This is a genomic window from Pedobacter steynii, assembly GCF_900103665.1.
GTDB classification, from domain to species: domain Bacteria; phylum Bacteroidota; class Bacteroidia; order Sphingobacteriales; family Sphingobacteriaceae; genus Pedobacter; species Pedobacter steynii.
This window is the reverse complement of record NZ_FNGY01000001.1, coordinates 246,216-268,374: the sequence shown is the minus strand read 5'-3', so window position 1 is coordinate 268,374 and position 22,159 is coordinate 246,216. Positions and strand designations below refer to the sequence as shown.

The following is a 22,159-nucleotide window of genomic DNA, read 5'->3' as shown; positions in this document are numbered from 1 at the left end:
GTTGTTTGTTAATTATTTGATTATCGATTTAACATTGGTAAAATTAGATCCTTTATCACCCCTGTGGAATAGTGATAAATGATCATTTTTTAGCAGGAAAATAGTTGATGCTGAACCATATATATATAATAGGTTATTATTTATATTGCCTTAGCAAAAAACCTAACCATTCGTTCATCCTATTAACTAAATTCCATGTCACATTTTAAGAACAACTATACTTTTAACAGGAACTTTGTCGCCAGGCTACCGGTACTTCCCTATAAAACCTCTTATACTCAGGAGGAAGTAAAATCATTGTTTGAAGAACTGGAGATATTCAGGGAAGCGGTATTTCTCGCCTCCCCTGTCCTTTACCGCGAAGCAGAAAAATGGGTAAAAGGAGAAGTTCCCAATAAACAGGAATCAGATAAAATCGTAACCTCCCTTACCAAATACCTGATCCGCATGAGTACCAGGTGTACGCCTTTTGGCTTATTTGCCAGCTGCTCACATGCGGAATGGGGAACGGCAAACGATATTGAGATATCTGAAAACCTCCTCCGCCATACCCGGTTGGATATGCTTTATCTGTGTGAACTGTCACGTACACTGGAAAAACTACCCGAAATCAAGCCTTATTTAAAATACTATCCCAATACTTCTATTTACCCTTTGGGTGACGAATTGAGGTATGTCGAATATCAGGTCGTTAACGGAAAACGAATGCATCAGATCAGCTCCGTTCAGAAAACCAATGAAGCAGCTGCGATGCTTGAACAAAGTAAAAAAGGGGCTACAGCTGCAGAACTCTCTGCCATTATAGAAGAAATGGGATATAGTCCTGTGGAGGCTATGGAATTTATCCATAATTGTATTGATGCCCAGTTGCTGATCAGTGAGATTGAACCTGAAGTAACCGGCGATGATGTGTTTTCGCAGATCATTAACGTCATGCAGAGAATCAGCAATGAAGGTGCTGAACTGAGCAAAGAGCTGAACCTGCTGCTCCCGCTTAAAGCAGCCATTCAGGAACTGGATCAAAAAGGGAAAAATGATCCTGCTGCTTATCAGCAGGTCGTTGAAATGGCCAGGTCCTTAAATGTCTCCATCAATGAAAAATACCTGTTCCAGACCGATACCTTCAGGCCGGATGGTAAAACCATTTTAAGTGAACATCTGCAGGAGGATATTTTGGAAGCAATGGATATTTTATGCGCACTGAACCCAATCCGCTCCAATGAAAACCTGCAATCATTTGCCAAAAACTTTTATACCCGGTATGAAGAAAGGGAAGTTCCGATTTTGGAGGCCCTGGATACAGAATCCGGTGTCGGCTATCAGGTCAAACAGAAAAACGGCTTCTCACCCCTTCTTGATGGACTGGTATTGAATAAAAGATATGCGGATTATTTTGGTATTGACGTTCATAAACAGGAATTATTCTTGCTTTCCAAACTGGAAGAAGCGATGACCCTTGGCCATAAAACGATCCGGCTTTCTACCGAAGAACTTAAAGCCTCCGGAAACCTGGCCAGTTATGACGATCTTCCTCTGACCATGTCAGGAATCCTTTCCTACCTTGGAGAGGAAATGATCCACATTGAATCCTTTGCGGGAAGCAGTGCCATTAATGTACTGGGCCGCTTCGGACATGCAGATCAAAATATCAAATCTACGATCCAAAATCTGGTAGATCAGGAGTTAGCCCTGGAAACCCAGGCCATTCTTGCAGAAATCGTTCACCTTCCGGAAAGCCGTGTCGGTAATATTCTATTACATCCAAAATATAGAAAATACGAAATACCGTATCTGGCAAAGGCCTCTGTGGATGCGGATCATATCATCGGATTGGACGACATTATGATCTCCGTAAACAGAAACAAAATTGTACTTCGCTCTAAAAAGCTAAATAAAGAAATCCTGCCAAGATTGAGCAACGCCCACAACTATGCACATAACGCACAACCAGTCTATCAGTTTCTATGCGATATGCAACACCAACATGGCAGAAGAGGACTCAATTTCCAGTGGTTTGACCTGGCAAAAAAACATAAATTTCTTCCACGGGTTACGGTAGGAAATGTGGTCATCTCATTCGCTACCTGGACTTTGGATAAAAAAGAAATCAATGCTTTTCTGGCCGCAGCGAAGGATATGAATGCCATCAAAAGTCAACTGCAGAAATTGGATTTACCGGAACTCATTACTGTAGCAGATGGCGACAATACTTTACTGGTAGATTTTAAGGAATCAAATTCCGCCAACCTGTTTATTGACATGATCAAAAACAGAGATACGGTCATCTTAAAGGAACATATTTTTTCAGATCATAATTATCCTTTCCTGGATAAGCAGGGCAATAAATACCTGAACCAACTGATTCTTCCGATAAGCAGGAAGCAGGCAACCACCACCGGTAATACGCTGTTGAAAACAGCAAAACCTGAAGGAACGGTTCAACGGACATTTACGGTTGGTTCCGAATGGCTGTATTTCAAACTGTATTGTGGTACACAGATCAGCGAAAGAATTATTGCAGAAAAGCTGCAACCCATGGTACAGGAACTCAAGGAAAAGGAACTGATCAATGGATGGTTCTTTTTAAGATTTGCAGATCCTGACCAGCACCTCAGAATCCGCTTCAGGTTAAAGAAACCGGAGTGTACAGGAGAAGTGATCCTCATCGTTAAAAAACACCTGGATTATTTCATTCAGGAAAAACTGGTTTGGAAAACCATCATTGATACCTACGAAAGAGAGATCGAACGTTACGGAGAAAAAAACATCTCCCTGATGGAAGACATTTTCTATTACGACAGTGAAAGCGTGGTACAGGTCCTTGAAAATATAGAAGGCCTGGAGGGGGAAACGATCAGGTGGCTCTGGGGAATGCGTTCTATCGATGCCCTTCTGGACGACTTCGGCCTCAACGCTGATGAAAAACTAATCTTTTTAGAGCCAATAAAAATGGGCTTTGCGCAGGAATTTAATGCAGACAAAAACACCAATCTTCAGATCAATAAAAAATACAGGGATTTCCGTACGGAGATTTATAAGAGTATGGATAGGGAAAAGGATGTTGAAAATGAATATGCGCCATTATTTGAATTCATTGAAGAAAGATCCAACAACATCAGATCTCTGATCATTCCACAACTGGATCACCTGATGAAAGACCAGGAATCAAAAACCCCCCTTATGAATATCTTATCCAGTATGACGCATATGCACATGATCCGGTTGTTCCCCTTCCAGCAAAGGGTCCATGAAATGATCATTTATGAATTTCTTTATACCTATTATAAAACTCAAAAGGCGATGAAAAATGGAAAATCAGGGCTGAATAAGGAGTTTAGCCGCAAGGATAAAGTTGCAGAACAATCCTGACCCAAATCAGATTCCCCCAAAGGGGAATCATTTTTCAACTTAACAGATTGCAAAACAATACACAAAAGCCCGGTCAGATCAACTGCCGGGCTTTTCGCTTGATTAAGGTAGAGATAGGGATTAAAATATAGCGTTTAGAGAGAGGGACATTTTCTTTTCGATGAGCCTGCCTTGCAACTGTTGCGTCGGGTCGGAAAAACTCAATTGATCCACATCAGAAATCTCATAGTATAATATAGCCTGCCCCTGGTCACCGGCAGGATAAACGATCTCCTGCAGGATTCCATCAATGGTCATGGTCTTCTGTCCGGCTTTAATTTCTATCCGGATCTTTTGTCCTTCTTTATACTGACTCGCCTGCACATTATCCAGTTTAAACTCTCCAAGGATGGTCTTTTTATGCGTAGACTCCACGACAGCAATGACTTGCCCGGGCCTGACAATGGCATTGGGCTGGTAGTTGTGATAGGTCTTTAATCTGCCAGATCCCGGCGACCTCAATATGGAGGTCAGTTGTGGGTTTTCCAGGTCATACAACCGGGCAATGGTATCCCCCGATTTCAACAGGCTGCCTTGTTTGTGCAGGATCTCCTTAATCCCGGAGACTTTGTCGACGCTGACTTTAAGTGCGCCAGGATAAACCTGCATTTTGGTGTAAACAACCGGCTTTCGTACCAGTTGACTGACCACCAGAATAATGATACCTCCTCCAATAAACATCGATAGAATAACGTATAAATTCCACCTTTTTAACCAACGGGGTAAACTACTCAGGATATAATCCACTTCTTCAGAAAACTCGTTTTCTGTCGCATTTTGACTGATTTGATTTGCGGGCATAATTAGGCAGATTTATAGTGTAAATTTTCCAATGGCGCCGGTTCCATGCTCAATTGACTTTTCACCAGCTCATAATAATATCCTCTTTTTTCAATCAGCTCCAGGTGCGTACCGATTTCCTGAACCCGGCCGTCGTCCAGAACAACGATCTGGTCTGCAGCTTTAACGGTACTTAAACGGTGTGCAATCACGACAACGGTTTTCTGCTGAAAGAAGTTATCCAGGTTTTGTACAATTTCCTTTTCGTTCTTACTGTCCAGTGCACTGGTTGCCTCATCAAAGAAAAGTACCTGAGGCTCTTTATAAATGGCCCTTGCAATTAAGAGCCGTTGCTTTTGGCCGCTGCTCAACCCAATGCCCTCTTGTCCGATTTTAGTTTGGAGCCCTAAGGCCAGGGTATTTACCAGGCTCTCTACATTCGCAACCTTTAGCGCATGTTGAAGCCGGTCGTAATCCACAAATTCCACACCTACCGCGATGTTCTTTTCTATGGTATCAGAGAAAATGAAACCTTCCTGAAGCACAGATCCGCATACGTCTCTCCAGAATTCATCGGAAACAGTACTCAACCGCTTATTGTTGACCAGTATTTCACCAGCTGTAGGCTTGTAAAAGTTCAGCAGAATTTTCATCAGTGTGGTCTTTCCGCTTCCACTGGCGCCTACAATAGCAGTGACCTTATTCCTTGGAATGGTAAAGGAAACATTCTTAAGGATGATGTTCTCCTGCGGACCGGAATAGGAGAAAGTCAGGTTATTCAATTCAATTTCAACCCCATCCTCCACATCAAAGACTTCTGAGTTTGATTTATTACATTCTTCTTCTTTACCATGAATCTCAGCAATACGCTCCAGACTAAGTTTTGCATCCTGGAAAGATTGGACGAAGGAAACCAATTGCGTAATCGGCGAGTTCAACTGCCCAATGATATAACTGATAGACAACAACATACCTATTGTCAATTCTCCTTTAATCACCAACTGTGCAGCAATAACCGTAATGATGATGTTCTTGAGCTCATTGATAAATAAGGAGCCGATATTTTGAACCTGATCCAGCGCAAGACTCTGAATATTGGTCCGGAAAAGCTTGGTCTGAAATCTTTCCCATTGCCATCTCTTTTCCTTCTCTGCATTATTCAGCTTGATCTCCTGCATGCCATTGATCAGCTCTATTGTTTTACTCTGATTGGCACTCAACTGGTTAAAACGTTTGTAGTCCAGATCGCCTCTTCGTTTGATAAAGAAATAGATCCAGATAAAATTCAATACACTCCCGAATAAAAAGATCAGAAAGATGGAGGTATTGTACCGCGCCAGAACAATCCCAAAAAGGAATAAGTTGAAACAGGAAATCAGGGTACTGATGGAATTTGAGGTAATGGTTTGCTCGATTCTTTTATGGTCATTGATCCGCTGTAATAAGTCGCCGGTCATCTTGACATCAAAAAACGACAAAGGTAATTTCATCAGCTTGATGAAAAAGTTAGACAACATTGAGATATTTAACCGTGCACTGATGTGGACCAGGATCCAGCCCCTGACGATCTCAATACTGATCTTTCCCAGAAACAAAAACAATTGAGCCGCCAGAATCAGATAGATCAGGTCTACGTTCTTCTCTTTGATCCCTTTATCTACAATAGATTGCGTTAAATAAGGAAAAGCAAGCTGCAAAGCACCTCCAAGCAATAAGCCAAACAACAGATGCAGGCCATAACTTTTATATTTTTTCATAAAAGGAAGCAGGAAGCCGATACCGTTATACAAACCGTTTTCTTCCTCTTCCTGTGCATAAAATGCCGGAGTTGGTTCCAGCATCAGGATCACGCCTACTTCTGCTCCACCAGACCAGCCTTTCATAAATTCCTCAATGCTATAGACCAACAATCCCTTTGCCGGATCAGAGGTATACACTTTAGTCTTCGTGATCTTATACAAAACGGTAAAATGGTTCTGATTCCAATGGACCACACAAGGCAGGTCTATTTCATTTTGAAGCATCTCAATATCCACTTTCGCACCAAAACTATTAAAGCCTAACTTTTCAGCAGCCCTTAACAATCCAAGCATACTGCTGCCCACCCGGGTCGTCTTGCTCAGGTTTCTCAACGTTTGAAGGTTGAAAAATTTGCCGTAATATTTACTGATAATCCTCAAACATGTAGGACCACAATCCATATGGTCCAACTGGGTAAAATGAGGGAATTTTTTAAAGCTCGAGTTTATCATAATCTGTAGGCGCTGAAATAGGTTTAGAAATCAATTTACTTAGCAGGTGCAGGGTATCCATCCGGCCGAGGTTATTGGTCTGAAGGTCTTTAAAGATGAACTCTTCTATCCCGGTTTGTTCCATCATTTGCGACAAGCGGTCGTTAAAATATGCTGGATTTCCGACGATAAAATTGCTGTTGGGATCATATTCCGTCTGGTACAGCTCATAGAACTTCTTCCTTGCTTTACGGTCGTCTTTGTCGCAGATTCCGGCAAAAGCGATATTGAGCGGAGCCGGTGCCTGGTGGATTGCGGCAAATTGCGCCCGGTGTTCCCATACTTTCTCCGCCTCATGTTCTGGCCGCTCAACGGTATGAAAAATAGATCTGGAAAAGCCAACACCTAGTTCCGCTGCCAGTTCCAGTTGCTGATAAGACGCGCCGAGCAGCCACATTTCAGGGAGATCGCCCAGATACGGGGCTATCGCAGCGGGCCCTTCATCTGTTAAAAAGGCATGGGTTTTCCTGACGTGACCGTGAAAATTATGGTAAATATCCGGCGCCGGACTTTCTGTATTCAGCATGTTTTTGCAAGCTTCGGGACTTGGTTTTCCATTAGCAAAACCCAGATCTATCCTTCCGGGAAACATCGTCCCGAGCAGTTTAAAGCTGGAAGCGACACGATAGGGTGCATGTATTGCCGACAAGATTCCGGCAATACCGATTTTGATCGTTTCCGTATAACAGGCCAGGGTAGGCAACAGCATTTCCGGATTATTCCAACCCATACTTAAAGGATGGTGTTCGGTAATCCAAAAACGACTAAAACCATTCACATCTGCACATTGTGCATATTCTAAAACAGCCTCAAGCACCTCAGCACCAGAACGCTGCTCTATATTTCCAAATTCAAGAATACCTATTTTCATGCGCTTTTTTTTAAGATGTTATCCCTTAAGCTTATTTAATTTTTGATACGGCTTTGCTCTTCCGCAGAAGATTTCCTCTTTGTAGCCGCTCCTTTTACTGTATTTTTTCCAAACTTATAATTGAAGCTCAGGTTAACGCGCGTCCCCTCCCAGCGGTATCTGGAATCCAGATTCAGCGTTCCAAGATTTGCCACCACATTAGACTGGTTGCTGTTAAAAAGATCAAAAACACTCAATTTAAGCGAGGACCTTTTGTCATTCAAGGTTTTAGCCACACCGATATTGAAATACAGGTTCGGCTTAACGCGGTAAATACCATAGGCATTGTTATAAAAATAGATCATATCCATTTCTGCGGTATAATTTCCCGGAATACTGAAAGTAGAGGTACTGTTCAGCTGCAAGGCTGAACCTCTGGACCTGATCTGCCCGAGGGTATAGTCAGTGTAATAAAGGTTAGCTGCATTATTAATTTCCCAGAACTTGGCTACCGTTACCGGTATATTAGCGCTGATAAAGTATCCATAAAATTTATCGAAGTTCTGATACATCTCTTTAACCAGTTTGGTATCCGCCTCCTGTATCGCTACTTTTTCAAACTCATCATTCGTTTGCTGGTAACCTACAGAAATATTATACTGCTGGAAAAAGGTGTAGTTGAATTCAAAAGAATTGGTAAAACTGGGCCTTAAATACGGATTCCCCTGATTTGCAGTGTATTGATCTACATAATAAATGAAAGGATTTAAATCTTTATACCCCGGCCTTCCAATCCTGCGACTGTAGGACGCGCCAACCTGATGGTTCTTGCTAAAGCTATAAGTACCGTAAAGGCTTGGGAACAATTTAAAGTAGTTCAGCCTAAAGGCAGAATCCAGTGTTTTTGAATTTCCGTCGGATATCGTCTTCTCTCCCCTAAGGCCAAATTGTAGTGACAATTTATCATTCAGCTTAGCGTTGAAATTGAGGTATCCGGCATAAATATTTTCATCATATCGGAATACATTACTCCTTTTCACATCATCTACCCTGTTTCCATCAATCAGCTGGTCAAATTTGGTCAGGTTGTTGGTGCTCACCCGACTATATTTAAGGCCGGCCTCCAGACCAAGCTTTTTAAACAAAGCCTTTTCATAATCCAGTTTTACAGAAGCAATATTAATCCCGATACGGTTGTTATTAAAGGTTTTATCGTCCGGTGCCGCCGAGTTGATATCCTGGGAGATGTAATTGATATTTCCATTGTTATTGTACCTGGAAAGGTCTGCATCGACTGAAATGCTCTCCTCTTCTTTAAGCTGGGATTTATAGTTAAAACTATAGGTCTGACTATTCCATTTGCTCAGGCTCGAACTGAACAGGTTCAGCTGATTGCTATTCTGATTTTGGTTCAGAAAGGTAAGACTGGTATTGGACAGGTCATTTTCTGCCTGATTGGCGATGAAGCCCAGACCAAACGTATTTTTCTTATCGAGGAAAAAATCAAAAGACAATTTTCCCAGACCTGAGTTCAGGGTTTTCAAACTGGAACTGCTCTGGGTAAAAGTGGTGGTTTCGAGTACCCGGTTTAGTTCTCCTGAGGTAGGACTTTTGTCGTGGTTGAAACCCAGTGTTCCGGAAACTGCAAATTTGGATTCTCTGACATTAAGTACGGTATTTCCATTGTATTTTCCATTCTTACCATAGCCACCGCCGGCAGTTACCGCACCATTGACCCCCATCTTTTTATCCTTTTTAGATACAATGTTGATGATCCCTCCCACGCCTTCGGCATCGTATTTTGCAGAAGGATTGCTGATAATTTCCATTTTCTCGATCTGATCGCCCTGCATGCTTTTAAGGTATTGGGCAACCTGATCGCCGGATAAATAAGTCCGTTTATTGTCGACCATCACCAACACATTCTTTCCCCTTAGCTTAATCGCATCGGATTGATCTACGTTCACGCCAGGAGCCCTCCTCAGCAGGTCGAGCGCAGAACTGCTGGCAGCCATCGGGCTTTGAGAAACATTGAACACCAACCGGTCTATTTTCTGTTCTATAAGTGGTTTTTTACTTTTTATCGTGACTTCAGCAAGTGTCCTGGTATCAGCAACGAGCACGAGCTCCGGAAGCTGCAGCTCTTTGACCTCTGCACCAATATCAAATGCTTTGATCCCAGCTGCGTATCCCATAGAAGAAGCGGATATTTTATAGATTCCGGCTTTCAGCTTTGCACGAAAATGATAAATACCCTGTTCATCAGAAATGGCAAAATTGATGGCCTTTCCGGTGGAGTCGATCAACGACAATGTGGAATAAATGACAGGCTGCTTTTGCATGTCCTTCACGCTGCCCTGAATATGAATTTCCGGGCGTTCCTGTGCCTGCGTTAACCGGGTAAATGTGATGCAGGCGATGAATAATAGGAATAATGTTTTCATAGTTTGATTATTTTAAAATGAAAATGGATGACCACCGGTCAATTTCTGTTTGATAACCGTTCAGTACCAGTGCAACGCCAACGAATCCTTCGATAACGGACAACACTTCAGAGGAAGGCAGCAATTCCGGCGGCTCCCGGAGGTAATTGCTTTCCATCATTTCCCAGGTCCAGCCGATCCACAATTCATAAGCTTTCAGGTATATGGGATTCCCGGAAATGTTGTACAGGCTTTTATAAAGCTGAGCAATGCCCGAGGTCCCATGACAGAAAAAAGGATTGTCAACCACCTCGCGATGAATAGCCGTTTCGGAAAATGAAAACAAGCCGATTTCTTCTGCTTTATGATGGTAGGACTGATCTCCCGATAGTCTGCCCAACTCATAGAGGAATAGACAAACGGCAAGGTCTCCATAGCACCAGGCTACCGGAATGTTATTGAAAATGGCAAGTCCTTCATTATTGATGATCGAAGGAAAGAGCGAACGGATCCGTTCGTCATCTCCTGTTTTATAGGAAAGTTTGCAAATCAAATAATCTGCCATCAGTTTTGCCTTTGGAATGAGCCAGGAAAAATCAGGATCCCGGTCGATCAGGTTCAGCAAAATTAGTCCGAGCGACAGATTGCCATGGGCAAGCCCCAGGTTTATGAATTCTTCCTCGCCTTCTTTTTTATGATAAAAAGCATTTTTGATCCTTAAACCTTGCTCATCAATAATTTCCCTTTTAAAGATTTCCTTTAGCATTCGTTGAAGCAGATCTTTAATAAAAGGGCTTAAATTGCGTTGAGAAAAATAGTGCAGATGGCCAATAGTTCCATAAAGGAAATCGGTATTGTCTTTCGTTAATTCCAGGAATGCCTTTTCTGCAATCAACAGGTCAAGATCGTAAAACTCCTGATCTACACCCAAATCAATAAAACCTTCTTTAACCAGATAATTAACAAGCAAAGGCAATCCCACATATCCGTTAGCCAGGGAAAAATCAGTAAAAACCGTTTCAGCAGCGTTCATTTCTTCGAACAACTCCGCCAATAATGCTTCCGCATGGTCGGTAAAGATTTCTCCTTTTATCCTGCCCGCTTCAAAAAAATAAAGAATGGAGCCCAGCTTTCCCGAATACAGGGAGTTACCAGCCTGATCATTATGGGCCAGGATCTGTTCATCAAACCATTCCAAAGTCGCGTTATCTATCATGATCCTGAAGATTTATGGAGTAAAAATGCGTAACAGGTTAAAAGGTCAATTTTTGCTTTAATATCAAATTTCCCCTCCAAACTGATGGCATTGTAAAGGTTAACTTCTAATTTAGATTGCCAGGCTTTAGAGGCCTCAAGAAACTTAACATCGCCGGTAAAATCATATAAAGCGTTATAGCCATAAAGCAGACCAAGTGCGCCATGCTGAAAATCATAGCTATCGATATCATCTTTCAAAAGAGAAGGTAAAATCAAGGTATGCAAGCCAACGAGCAAACCGGTACGGTACAAGGTTTTGTTATTTTTAAAAATGGAATAAGCGAGAATAATATTAGATTTCTGAAGGTCTCCCTCTTTCCAGTTCAGAAGATCGGTAAGTGTGGCATTTTCGGGATGCTTCCCAAAGAAAAGATATTTATATTCTTCAATATTCACATCTTCCCAGAAGGAAAACAGGGCATCGAAGCAAAGGTCAATGACCTGAATCAGGTTTTCTTCCCTTTGCTGGTCATAATGTTCATTGTTAAAATACAAACCGAACAGGGTATCAGCAATATGGGACAACTGGTTTTGAGGAGCACTATGAACCTGATATGCTTTCCCTTCGAGATAAGCCCTGATTCCATTGACAAAATTCAACTTCATCTCTTCCACCTGCTCAGTTCCGCAGGATTTCAGGTAAAACATCAGTCCTGTTGCACCATTGTTAAAATCGTAACGATGGGCTGCAATCAACCGGGTGCTTCTGCTGAAGATGAAATCATTCACTTCGGGGATAATATATTCGGATTGAAAAACTCTTTTTTCTATGAGCGGGTCAAGCACAAAGAGAATATTTAAGGCATGAACAAACTGCTCACTAAAGGATAATTTTTCATAAAACCGGCCGGAATTTAACAGCCTTCTATCCTCCATCTCGAAAGGCGTCTCCTGGATCAGGGCCAGCAGAAAGCGGATCAGACAACGTTCTTCTGAACTGTCAGACCGGCTCCATTGTTTATCAATTTCGAGCCTTAAAATGTCGGATAAATATGCGGTCTTAATCATGCGATGTTAGTGAGTGTGGTCCTGTACCAAACCGCTATGGACAACAGTTGATTTTTGCCCTTTAAACTCAGCTTCCCGATAATACTGGCCTTGTGGTTATTGACTGTTGCGGGGCTGATAAACAAGGCCTCAGCAATTCTTCTTGTAGATAGTGTATTGGAAATGGCCAGAAAAATTTCCATCTCTCTTTTTGTCAACTCTTTGATCTTGCTAAAGCTGCAACCTAATGCAGGAAGATCATAGGAGCTGATCTGGCTCTGCAGCAATAACCGCTTCACGTGACCCGACTTATACTTCCTGGAGTTATAAACCTCCATGATGCAGTAATACAAATCGCTCATGCTTTCATGATTGGACAACAGCCCCTTCACCACGCCATCCTGACTTTCCTCAAAGTACCGGAGGACTTCTATTTTATTGCTCAGCAGAATTACCTTCACATCCGTTTTAAGTTTTTTTAATGCATCTATCGTTTGAAAAACAGTGCTATCCAACAAGTTGGCGCTGATGATCAGGATAGAAGAATCACACCTACCAAGAAAATCAAGGGTTTCTTTCTCAGAACACGCTACTCCTATGTTTTCAAAGTTGCGGTGCTGCAGGTAGTCAAAAAGTGCTTCACAAAGAATATTATTGTCGGATGCAATACAGATAGCATCTACAATTTTGGCTGTCGAAAAAGGGATGATCCTGGTCATAATCTTTTAGTTTAGGGTTTTGGTACACTAATCGTATAGGTAATGGTAAGGGTGTTGGTTGTATCTGAAGGATTCTGGGGATCACCACCACCATTGATAGCTTTCATTTCCTGAATGTTTAAATACTCAATGGTTCTTTTTTTGAACTTAATCTCTTTAGTTTCTTGTTTTGGTTTCATGATCTGATAGTTTGGTTGAACAAATGTGTATAGAAAGGAGAAGGATCAGAAAAGTATTACACCAACTCAGTCAGGAAAATGCCCAACGTAGCAAATTCATGTACGAACGAATTTTCAAGATGTTGCCGGAACAGGACTAAGGACAATCGGATTTAGGCCATTTCTCCTGCCTGAACACCCATACAACACGATTCGCTAAGATTCCGGCAAGTATGAAATCCAGGATTAAAATTGGATAAACGACCACGAAATCCGGATAAAATGAGGGCGAATGAATACCATTTATGATCAAAACTTTGTACCTTCCTTTATGACTCCTTTCCATTTCCTTCGATCAAGAATCTTTTATAAGCATTTGGCTTTTTGGATAATTTATTGGCTATATGAAATCTCGCTGGTTTTCATCTTAGAACCCAAGCGTCTTTTCTGGACAGAGACCATTCTCATGGCTTTTCTTAACATCTCCGTTTTCTATTTCTGCACCTATTGGGCACTGCCACAACATAAACCTAAAATCCCCATCGTCTCGTTCCTGGTTAAAATAATGATCCTCATGGTTTGCTATATTTTGATCAAAACCTTAATGTCCTACCTGCTCATCCACCTGGGGCTGTCGGGCAATAAAACACTCACCACTAACCTGACCTTTTATATTGTAGGATCAATCTGGCGGTTAAGCTATTTCATCTTCCTTGGAACCGCTTTTTGGTTCGCGAGAATGTCCATCCTGTCGGAAAAACGGTTAAGGATAAAAGAGAATGAGGAACAATCGCTAAAAAACAGCATCCTGAATATGAAGTTGTCTTTTCTGAAAGCCCAGATTAACCCACACTTTCTATTCAATACGCTCAGTTTTCTTTACTCTAAATCTCTTGACCTCTCCAATGAGTTGGCCAAAGGAATAATTACCTTATCTGAAATCATGAGATACTCCCTTAAAGATGTCGATTACGACGGAAAGTCACTGTTAAGTGAGGAAACCAAACACATTAAAAACCTGATTCTCATGAACAATTTCAGGTTTCAAAATCAGTTCAATTTTAATTTCAGGGAATCCGGAGTCAAAGCAGATCATAAGATTGTACCACTGATCCTGATTACACTGATAGAAAATGCGATGAAATTCGGTGAGATTACAGACCCCGAAAATCCAGTGGACATTAGTCTGGAAGTAGAAAACAACCAATTGTCTTTTTCGCTTACGAACAAAAAAAAACCGGTAGACTCCCTGATCAACGATGGCCATGGGATCGGCATTAAATACATCCTCTATAAACTGGAAAACTACTACCCGGATAAATTTAGCCTGGACATCAAAAATGAAGAAAAAAGGTACACCTTATCGCTGAAAATCGCACTGTAATTAACCAGTAATTTGTCGTTTAACATATTTTTTTTTCAATAGATAAACAATAAATCCATTTGTGCTCATTTAAATTCAATTATATATATATTTAGATATCAATAATTAATACATTATGCTCAGATGTCTCATAGTTGATGATGAACCACATGCTATTGAAGTAATTAAGAATTACAGTAAAAAAACTCCTTATCTAGAAATTGTAGCTTCCTTTAACAGCGCGCTCGAGGCATTGCCATATATAGAAAAAGAAGATATTGATCTGATCTTTCTGGATATCAATATGCCCACCTTTACGGGGCTTGACTTTGTCAAATCTTTTGGAAACAAGACCAATATTATTTTAACAACGGCGTATTCCAACTATGCGGTAACGGCTTTTGACAATGATGTGATCGATTATCTGCTCAAACCCTTCCCTTTTGAAAGGTTCCTTGTCGCAACCCAAAAGGCACTGAACAGACTGTACAAACCGATTGCGGAAAAAGCTCCTCCGGTAGAAATTAAAGAAACAGAACACCAGATCTTTGTTAAAACTGATAAAGGCAAAATCATTAAAATCGATTATAATGACATTATCTATATTGAGGGACTGAAAAATTACATTTCCTTTTATCTGACCAATAAAAGAAGGGTGATTTCCTTATTAAACATGAAAACGCTGGAAGACAGGTTGCCAGCGCAAAATTTCGTCAGGATACATAAATCCTATCTCATTTCTATCAATAAGATCATTTCCATGGATGGCGGACGGCTTTATCTTGAAGGTGCCGAAGAACCGATCCCCATCGGCAATACATTCAAGGCATTATTTATAGAAAGACTGAAAGGGAAATTCCTGAGCTAATTGAATGCGGCTTGATCTCTACAGCTATAAAAAACGCCTGAAATCAGATGATTTCAGGCGTTTTTGTGTGAAGGAGTCCTCTTATTTATGAGTCATTCTGAAAGGAACAGACCCGATCAGCATAATCGTCCTGGTAGCCTTAGACGAAACGGCAAAAGCATTGCCATTGGCCAAAAACTCCTGAGGTGTACCATGATGATGTGCTTCAATAAGGTGCCCCGGAGCAACAACCCTTGCCTGTTCAATAAAAGCATTACTGGACCCCCATTCCCCAACAAAAGGAATGATATTCGCCCCATCAGGAACTTCAGTTGGCCCCTTATAATAGGTCCAGCTCAATGAGGTCTTGAATCCAGGAGGGTAATTGACCAGGAAGGTTTGCCCGTAGTTGGGTTTTGCCACCTGAGTTCTGGGAAAGATGATCGTATTGTCATGATTAGGTCCGGGTACAGAAAACTCAATATAACCATCGGTAGGAATATCTACACATTGCAACCCTACCATCAGTTGTCCCCCCTCGGGAGGCCCGATTACGGAGGCCACTCCCTGCATAGTTGCTTGTGAAGCATCTACCTCAACGGTATTTTTCCAACCTACATTGGGATGGGAAATGATGAAATTTGCCATATCTGAAACACTACCAATACTACCAAGGTCTGGTGGAGTGGATTGATTCGGGCCGTTTTCAGCCCAGGCAACGAGACAATAATGTATGCCCTGTCTTGGTGGTGTCCATCCAAAAGGGGTAATTGTCCCCGCAATTCCGTCATTATCAGTGCTTGCCGGTGCATTCAATGTTTGCCAGTTTTGCTGTTCACCGGCAACAACAATGCCCGCCGTCTTCCAGTTCTGAGGCCAGAGTACAATGGAAGTATCCACATAATACAGATAAAGCGTAGTTTTCAACGGGCCAGATTGTGGGTTTAATCCACGCAGATATACCCAGTTATTCGTTAGGGGCGTCTGTGTATTCGCCTGCGGCAAGCCCTGTTTATACTGGTTCACATCCGAAACCACCCTGGGATCGGATAACGGTGTTGGCCCGGTACAAATAATGTCCGGAGAATTGGTCCAGTTTGGCGCTTTTGAACCATTAATTGGCTCGCCAACATAGTCTCTGATAAAAAATCCATCGTAACTCATGCGCTAATTTGTTTAAATTGGTAAATGAAAATATTTAATGATTAATTGATTTGATTGATCATCGCCATATTGCCGCTAAAAAAACCAGTAATGAACAACCTGGAATCGTCCCCCTGCATGGCAATACCCATTGGATACTGTATATTCTGCTCCCAGGAAAGGGTCTGTATCACACGCAAGGTCATTGTACTCAATACCCTCAGCCCTGCGATATTTGCATCTGTAATAAAAATCCGCTTGCCATCGGCAGAAATAACTGCCTGCTGAAAATTGACCAGTGTGGCATACGTTGCCGGGAACAGGTATTCTTCTGATTTCAGGTCTTTGATGTTTACAATGACTATGGAGGACTTCATGTTCTGCTGTAGAATCACGTAAAGTGTATTGTTATCTGGCGATACCACCATTGTACGGGCGAGGATATCCAGGTTGATCTGGTTTGAATTTAAGTTGTAAAGCCCATTACTACCGAGCTGAAGAACGCGTATTTTCTTGTCGGCCCCACTTCCCACGAAGACATAATTACCATCAGGCGTATACTGCATCATGATGTGATTCGAGGCGGAAGAAGTAAACAAAGTCAGGTCTGTCTTCAGGCTAAAAACACCCTTAGACTCATCGCAGGTATAGGCAAGAAAACTGTATTTCCCGCTGGCATCTTTGCTGATCACGTACAGGTTTAAACCATTTGCAGACATCCCTAGTTCTACTGGAAAACGTGCCAACCCGCCTGCCCCTGCAGGTATTGGAATCGTCGATTTTACAGCAAACTCTCCTGTTTCAAGGATGGTTACTTCCTGCTCATCCTGCTGAATGACATACATATTCGCCGAATTCCCGGATGGAGAAAAGACACACTTAATGATGTCTTTCGTTTCCAGTCGCGTGGAAATCGCGCCAGAGTCAGTTTCATAGATATAAATCCCTTTGGTATAGTTTGGTTTATTGCTGATGAACAAAACATTATGCCAACTAACCGCGAACTTTCCATCAGCAGAAACGGCCACATCTGTTGGCTGTTTTCCAACGTTTACGGGGGTATTCCGCAGTTGATAATTGACAAGGTTAAAGCTTGTCACACTGTGATCAGCATTTGAAACATATGCTGCAGTGCCATCGTAGGCCATAGTCACGGAGACTGGCTTCGTGCCCGCAGGAATCGCGCTTTCCATAATTTTACAATTTCCAGCTCCTGAATAACAGCTAATCAGCGTGGCTGCATTTGTACCGTTACAGACGATAAAAGCGTAGGCCCTGTCGGGAGTCACAGTAATCCTGACAGGCGCCCCGCTGATTTCAATGCGTTGTCCCGTTGAGGCATCATCATCCCCGGCATTCAGTGCCATCAGTACATTACTGGCTCCACAAACCACCAACAGGGTTTTTCCATGAGGATCTCCCACAGCAATGTCTACCGGATGAGCAGGTAAGCCCACAATACTTCTATTGTATTTAAATTCCTGGTCAATGGCGCTATAGCTTATAACTGCAACACTATCGTCGCCGGTCATGGCTACATATACATTCAACCCGCAGGGGTCTATTCCTATTCCCGAAGGATTTTGCGTAACCTCGATGTCCTGCTTAACGCCAAACACATCTCCACCTTTGTTTTCAATGACAATCAACTTCCCAAAGCCAATCAGACTGGTCGTCACGAAAATGTATTTGTCATCATTTGAAATGGCTATCCGTACCGGTGTTCCTTCAATAGCGATCGTTTGAAGTACCGAGAAATTATAAATCCCAGTGCTGCCATTCCAGATCGTTTTAACAATGGTAACAGAACCTCCGCTATTTAACACAAACAGATACTGTCCGCCATAGGAAAAAACCTGATCTACCGGACCTGCCCCTGTCGGAATCGGGGCCGCATACTCGCTAAAATCAAGTGGATTTCTCAGGCTTAGGATATTTGCAGCCTTGTTGAGTACCGCAATAAAAGCTGCGGAAGGAGAAGCTACAGCTGCCAGTGGGCTAAACCCACAATCATTGGCTTGTGCTTCAATATTAAAAGAACGAATCAATACGTTACGGGCAAGCGTATGTGGGTTCGCACTATCCTGGGGAATCAACGACCACATTCCAGGCGAACTGACACTAACCACCTTAGTACCTTTAGCAGGTACGATTTCAGTATTTTTAGAGCTGTCATCCGCCAGCAACACCGTATCATTCGTTGCTACATCCCAGAAAAACCGGGATTCATGAGGATAATCATGGAAATAAACATCAGATGGCGTTACACCAAAAGCGTTGATCACCGGCAACACATCCGCACTAGCCCTGGAAATAGCCTGATTGGCACTGCTCCCGGAACCTGTGGCCACAAGGGTGATGACTTCCGATTTTTCCAGCTTAGCGGTATAGGTATTCAATTGCGTCACATCCTCATAAAAAGGCATCAGCATCAGTGAGGTGTAATCTGAGGCAATCCAGGAGAGCTCAACGGATGCCGTTCCATCAACGATTACTGAAGGATTAGGTGAGACTTCCAGCGAAGCAATCGATACATGCGGGATTTTATCTAAGACGATGCTGTAAGCTCCATCGTTATAACCAGGGACATTATGGTATTGAACATGCATTAAGGTTGGACCAGGTTCAAACCGGGTAATGATGTCATTAACATCAAAAGAAACCACTGCGTCAACACCTATTATGGCTTTCTGACTGGGTGGTTGCAGTATCCAACCTGGATTTTGCACATTATTATCGGGTGTGACGGTCCATGCGGCCCCGCTTCCCTCCTGTTGAACCTTAATGAAATCAAGTGCAGACTGAGGACTGGTTAAGGCGCCACAACCCGGCGCCGAAGGCGCATATACAAAACTAAGGGTAAAGCTGGTATTTGCATTAGCAATTACAGGAACCGGATTTGCACCAGGCTTAAATGCAAAAGTAATGCTGTTTTTGACCTGGGGGTATCCGTCTATCGTGTTCACAATAAAGGATGGAGAGACCAGCACACAATCTATCGCTTCGTGCAGGTCTTTTTTGTTTTCCGGCGCATTAAGTAAGGAAACTTTAAAGTAGGTTACGCCAGGAATGTTCAGATAATTTATAGGGCTGACATGGTAATACCGGACCCAAAGATTAACATTGGAACCGGATGGCGGATTTGGCAGAATCAGTTTGCTGATGCTGATTTCCACCGACGGTGATGACGCATTAATGTTCAGCCCCGCAAGAGGTGCCATCCCAATGATGCTATTTGCAAAATGCTGAAATTGCCAGCCTGTAGCCTCGCAGACAATTTGGTTAAAGTCTTTAACCGGAATCTGCAGTGGGCTTAAATCAAGATAGATCAGAGAGGCCTTGGTATTGGAAACATCATCCGGATCAACCAGGCTGCCCGGAGTAAAAACAGTATTGCTAACATTGGTATCTATCGTAAAGGTAAGCTTGTTTACCAATGGGTCTTGGGTAATGTAAATCGTATTGTCCTGATCCTGGCTGTTTATGGCAAAGGACAATCCCGGAGGCGTTTGTGACGTATTCATCTGCTTTAGTTTTAAAGTTGCTTTTTTAAAAAGCGCTTAATGCGCAATTTTTCATTGTGCTCAGAAGGAGATAAACACGTCGGTAACGAATTTTCGGTTATCCATGAGAGCGGTTAATTTGAAAATCTTTGTATATTCTTGTTCAGTTACCAACCATCGGTCAGCTATTGATCATTTCACAGCACAGAATATGCTATTTTATGAGGGGATAAAGCTTATATGTTTTCCCAGCCCTCAGACCACGAAAAACAGGTTTACCTTTCAGAAACCATTTGTCTGGCCGGGATGAAGCAAGACATTGATCAAATGTAAATAATGATTTAAGAAGTTTCATGCGTAATTTTACCTGTTTCCAGGAACCAGTAGAATAGCCTGCATGGAAACGAGCTGGTCTTATTCTCTTTTACACTTTCTGGAAGAATTCTTCAACCTCTTTTGATTCCTCCTTTGACTCGGGTAGTTCTACGGAAATTTCTATGTGGTTTTCTTTTCTGCTACTGGCAGGTATAGGAACTCCGCCACCCAGGCCAATTCCTGCTACAGCAAGCGTAACCAATAGCACAAGGCACAACAGCCTCCATGCCTTTTTGAAGTATTTCATGTTTAATGGATAAAATGAAGACAATAGACTTTTTAATGCCGGATCATGGCATCAGGGACAATATTTATCCCATTAAAGAAAAACTGTCTTCATCCTGGCTCTGGGGAATCGTTTTAGGCCGGTAGAAAGAAGTTGCAGCGCTGATCAGAAAAGCCTTTTGCTTCAGCGCAATAAATTTGATCAGCATCATTTTATGATGAAAGAACAAGGCATTTACCTGATTTTTATCGGACCAGGGAAAATGTAGTTTTTTTACTACAGCAGTATTATCATAATAATTAATTCCAGCGACAGCAAGTGGCCTAAAGCGGGCCAGAACCTCGGTTTGCGTTTTTTGAGCCGGAATCACAGAAAACCCCACATTCCCGCTGAGCATAAAAAAGCTCAACAGTAAAGTTACAGTCAGCAAAAAGCCCGACAATAATTTCTTTTGATGGGTTAAGGGTTCGTTTTTCATTCCTATTTCAAAGTTAACACTTTTATGATCAGCTTCCTACAAATATCCACTCCATTTCCGACGCCATTCAGCTGATCTAACGCTGATCAACAGGAGTAAATATTCTGTTGATACGGCCTGATTTTTGAGACTCTATAAAAAATTAAGTATTTATAGATATGCCAGATACTACCGCTTTATTACAAGCATTCAGAGAAAACAACTTCCAGGAAGCGAAACTGCTGCTAGAAAATGATAAAAACCTTACTTCTGACCTCAATGAATATTACCATACTCAGATTCTGGACAAAATCATCAGCCATAAAGCCTTTGATCTGATCCCCGTTCTCATCTCCCAAAAGCTAATCGGAACAGATGTTTACGAGTACGATTCTTTCAGGAAATCCATTTTTGCAAGCATCATCACCAACCTTAAAGAAGACGAAGAATCCATTCAGTTTCTGGACGACCTTCTTGGGCAAATGGAAAACCTCAAAGATGAAGTGGCAGATCAGACTTTACTGAGTTATGCTTTTGAAGAAGGAGCAGAACTATGGCTGATCAAACGGTTCGTCAATGCTGGTCTTGACCTGAATTATAAGAACAATTACGAGTCGACTTTCCTTCATGCAGTGATAAAAAACGGAAGAATCAAACCGGAAAAATCATTGGCTTATGTTCAGTTTCTTATTGAAGAAGGCCTGGATGTAAATGCAAAAGATATTGTCGACAAAACTCCGCTGATAGAAGCAATAGAATTTAATAAACCGGCATATCTAGACTTACTCCTGCAAAATGGTGCTGATCCCAATCACCAGGACAAATCAGGCGAGTCTGCATTCTTTTGGACTATAGTTCATAAGGCAGATCTGAAATGGTACCTCAAACTCCGGGAATATCATAGCCCTGACTTTGACCAGCTCAATAAAGAAGGCGTAACGATGTTCTTTGAATTCATGAGAAGAATCTACAGATCTGACCGGGATACCGTCGCTTTTCTAATTAAACTGTTAGAAGATGGAGCGGATCTTTTAGCGCGTTCCACCTGGTATGGCCAGGGAAAAACCCCACTGGAAGTCGCAGCTGAAAAACAATTTGAAATCCTGGAAGCCATCCTGAATATGGACCTGGTGGACATCAATGCACAGGATGAAGATGGAAACACGCTTTTACATTATGTATGTGCATTTAATGTCAACTATGATAAAGAAGCGGCAAAAGACACTTACAAGAAAGTGAAGCTCCTTATTGAAAAGGGCGCTGATACCAATATCACCAACCGTCAAGATGAAACTGCGATGGCCCTGGCCTCAAATGACAACCTAAAATCCAAAACGGTAGAAATACTCCTTGCCAACCAAAAATCCTAAAG

General features: G+C 42.1%; 16 protein-coding genes. 4 read left to right on the top strand and 12 right to left on the bottom strand.

What is annotated here, in order from left to right:
• Positions 1-195 precede the first annotated feature (195 nt).
• Positions 196-3,369 carry a lantibiotic dehydratase gene (locus BLQ87_RS01015; protein ID WP_074604104.1) on the top strand — a complete coding sequence of 1,058 codons (3,174 nt, stop codon included), beginning with the start codon at positions 196-198 and terminating at the stop codon, positions 3,367-3,369.
• A gap of 120 nt (positions 3,370-3,489) precedes the next feature.
• Here BLQ87_RS01015 and BLQ87_RS01010 read toward each other — a convergent pair whose 3' ends face one another.
• The 8 genes from BLQ87_RS01010 to BLQ87_RS33675 are packed head-to-tail and all read right to left on the bottom strand — an operon-like array spanning position 3,490 to position 12,894.
• Entirely contained in the window at positions 3,490-4,209 is a 720-nt protein-coding gene (locus BLQ87_RS01010; RefSeq protein ID WP_074604103.1) for an HlyD family efflux transporter periplasmic adaptor subunit, read from the bottom strand.
• Between the two features lie 2 nt (positions 4,210-4,211).
• Positions 4,212-6,440, bottom strand: coding sequence for a peptidase domain-containing ABC transporter (locus BLQ87_RS01005; protein WP_074604102.1), 2,229 nt, complete (start codon positions 6,438-6,440; stop codon positions 4,212-4,214).
• Positions 6,421-7,350 carry an LLM class flavin-dependent oxidoreductase gene (locus BLQ87_RS01000; protein WP_074604100.1) on the bottom strand — a complete coding sequence of 310 codons (930 nt, stop codon included), beginning with the start codon at positions 7,348-7,350 and terminating at the stop codon, positions 6,421-6,423. Before BLQ87_RS01000 ends, BLQ87_RS01005 begins: the two co-directional genes overlap by 20 nt.
• A 35-nt stretch (positions 7,351-7,385) precedes the next feature.
• Positions 7,386-9,773, bottom strand: a complete 2,388-nt coding sequence (locus BLQ87_RS00995; protein WP_074604098.1) for an outer membrane beta-barrel family protein — start codon at positions 9,771-9,773, stop codon at positions 7,386-7,388.
• Positions 9,774-9,780: 7 nt separating this feature from the next.
• A complete protein-coding gene (locus BLQ87_RS00990) occupies positions 9,781-10,968 on the bottom strand; it encodes a lanthionine synthetase LanC family protein (protein WP_074604095.1) in 1,188 nt (395 codons plus the stop codon).
• Positions 10,965-12,017 (bottom strand): hypothetical protein, encoded by a 1,053-nt coding sequence (locus BLQ87_RS00985; protein ID WP_074604093.1) that lies wholly within the window; start codon positions 12,015-12,017, stop codon positions 10,965-10,967. The genes BLQ87_RS00990 and BLQ87_RS00985 overlap by 4 nt, the downstream gene beginning before the upstream one ends.
• The gene (locus BLQ87_RS00980) at positions 12,014-12,715 is read right to left on the bottom strand and encodes a response regulator transcription factor (protein WP_074604091.1); all 702 of its coding nucleotides are present in this window, start codon (positions 12,713-12,715) and stop codon (positions 12,014-12,016) included. The genes BLQ87_RS00985 and BLQ87_RS00980 overlap by 4 nt, the downstream gene beginning before the upstream one ends.
• Before the next feature lie 11 nt (positions 12,716-12,726).
• Positions 12,727-12,894 (bottom strand): hypothetical protein, encoded by a 168-nt coding sequence (locus BLQ87_RS33675; protein WP_158622531.1) that lies wholly within the window; start codon positions 12,892-12,894, stop codon positions 12,727-12,729.
• 271 nt (positions 12,895-13,165) lie between these two features.
• Between BLQ87_RS33675 and BLQ87_RS00970 the strand changes: the two genes are divergently transcribed.
• Positions 13,166-14,257: a sensor histidine kinase gene (locus BLQ87_RS00970; RefSeq protein ID WP_083361630.1), complete on the top strand. Its 1,092-nt coding sequence runs from the start codon at positions 13,166-13,168 to the stop codon at positions 14,255-14,257.
• Between the two features lie 115 nt (positions 14,258-14,372).
• Positions 14,373-15,104, top strand: coding sequence for a LytR/AlgR family response regulator transcription factor (locus BLQ87_RS00965; RefSeq protein WP_074604085.1), 732 nt, complete (start codon positions 14,373-14,375; stop codon positions 15,102-15,104).
• A gap of 81 nt (positions 15,105-15,185) precedes the next feature.
• Here the strand turns inward: BLQ87_RS00965 and BLQ87_RS00960 are convergent, their stop codons facing one another.
• From BLQ87_RS00960 to BLQ87_RS00945, 4 genes are all read right to left on the bottom strand, one after another.
• On the bottom strand, positions 15,186-16,247 hold the full coding sequence (locus BLQ87_RS00960) for a hypothetical protein (protein ID WP_074604083.1): 1,062 nt from the start codon (positions 16,245-16,247) through the stop codon (positions 15,186-15,188).
• Between the two features lie 41 nt (positions 16,248-16,288).
• Positions 16,289-19,750, bottom strand: coding sequence for a YncE family protein (locus BLQ87_RS00955; protein WP_074604081.1), 3,462 nt, complete (start codon positions 19,748-19,750; stop codon positions 16,289-16,291).
• 403 nt (positions 19,751-20,153) lie between these two features.
• Positions 20,154-20,351, bottom strand: a complete 198-nt coding sequence (locus BLQ87_RS00950; RefSeq protein WP_074604078.1) for a hypothetical protein — start codon at positions 20,349-20,351, stop codon at positions 20,154-20,156.
• Positions 20,352-20,415: 64 nt separating this feature from the next.
• Complete coding sequence (locus BLQ87_RS00945; protein ID WP_074604077.1) at positions 20,416-20,808, bottom strand: hypothetical protein; 393 nt, start codon at positions 20,806-20,808, stop codon at positions 20,416-20,418.
• Positions 20,809-20,966: 158 nt separating this feature from the next.
• On the opposite strand from BLQ87_RS00945, the gene BLQ87_RS00940 reads away from it, so the two are divergent.
• Positions 20,967-22,157, top strand: a complete 1,191-nt coding sequence (locus tag BLQ87_RS00940; RefSeq protein ID WP_074604075.1) for an ankyrin repeat domain-containing protein — start codon at positions 20,967-20,969, stop codon at positions 22,155-22,157.
• The last annotated feature ends 2 nt before the right edge of the window (positions 22,158-22,159 follow it).